This is a genomic window from Phenylobacterium conjunctum, from assembly GCF_042679085.1.
In the GTDB taxonomy this organism is placed as follows: Bacteria; Pseudomonadota; Alphaproteobacteria; order Caulobacterales; family Caulobacteraceae; genus Phenylobacterium; species Phenylobacterium conjunctum.
In genome coordinates, this window is record NZ_JBHTLQ010000117.1 from 1 (window position 1) to 1126 (window position 1126).

2 protein-coding genes are annotated in these 1126 nt (G+C 69.6%); one reads left to right on the plus strand and one right to left on the minus strand.

Annotated features, from left to right (window positions below):
* A partial coding sequence (locus ACFQ27_RS20810; protein ID WP_377354925.1) for a hypothetical protein occupies window positions 1-517 on the plus strand: 517 nt, incomplete at its 5' end.
* Window positions 518-820: 303 nt separating this feature from the next.
* Here the strand turns inward: ACFQ27_RS20810 and ACFQ27_RS20815 are convergent.
* Window positions 821-1126, minus strand: a 306-nt coding sequence (locus tag ACFQ27_RS20815; RefSeq protein ID WP_377354927.1) for a hypothetical protein, incomplete at its 5' end; no start/stop codon positions are given.

A 1126-nucleotide genomic window follows, 5' to 3' on the forward strand; every position in this document is an offset into this window, starting at 1 on the left:
CTCGCGGCCCACCGCACCCGCCGTGCCGCCCGCGCCGGCGACGCCGGCTGAGGACCCCAACGGCCCGCTCACCCCGCCCAACCCCGGCGAGCCCGGCGGCTTGCCCGATGATCGCACCCCGCTGGACGAGAGCCCCTTCACGCCGCAAAGCGCCCAGGGCGCTGGCACGGTGACCGAGACCTATTTCGCCCTGCTGCATGAGGGTCGGTTCGACGAGGCCTATAAGCTGTGGGGCGGGGCGGGCGAGGCCAGCAACATGACGCTGGAGGCCTTCAAAGCCAGCTTCGATGCGTACCAGTCCATCCAGGCCAATGTAGGCAAGCCTGGCGAGATCGAAGGGGCGGCCGGGTCGCTCTATATCGAGATCCCGGTGCAGGTGTACGGCCGCTACAAGACCGGGCCGCAGTACAACCTGCTGGGCAAGGCGACCCTTAAACGGGTCAATGACGTGCCTGGCTCCACCGCCGAGCAGCGCAAGTGGCATATCGTCAAGGTCGAGGTCGTGCAGACGCCCTGAGGCGTCTCACGGGCAGTGGCCTGCCACGAGTCAGGCCGGTGGCCGTCCCAGCCGCCTAGGGGCTGAGCTCCACTCGGCTTGGCGAGGTCCGGCAGCATCGGTTTCCTTCTCCCCTTGTGGGAGAAGGTGTCAGCGAAGCTGACGGATGAGGGGTCGCGCCGCCCTTTCCTAGTGTCCCAAAATGCTCTGTCGGAGAGGTTTGAGAGACCCCTCATCCGACCCTGCTCCGCAGGGCCACCTTCTCCCACAAGGGGAGAAGGACGTCTTGGGGCGCTCTGGGGACAAACAGGTCAGGACGGACCCTCAGTCCACGCAGACGCCGCGGGTGTAACGGCCGGCCTCCACCTCGGCGAAGCAGCCGCAGGGGTTGGAGTTGGCCTGGCACTGGCCGGTGACAGCGGCCTCGCGGTCGGCGGGGGGATCGCCCTCGTACAGGCAGCGGCCCTGGCAGTCGGCGTCATCGCGGCAGGCCTTGCCCGCGTCCTTGTAGGCGATGACGCAGGCCGGGACCTGGCGGCGGCACACCGGCTGGATCGTCCCGCCCTGGGCCGCGCAGGCCTGGGCGTCGGCGACCGGGGGCGGGGTCGGCGTCGGCGTTGGCGCCTCGGG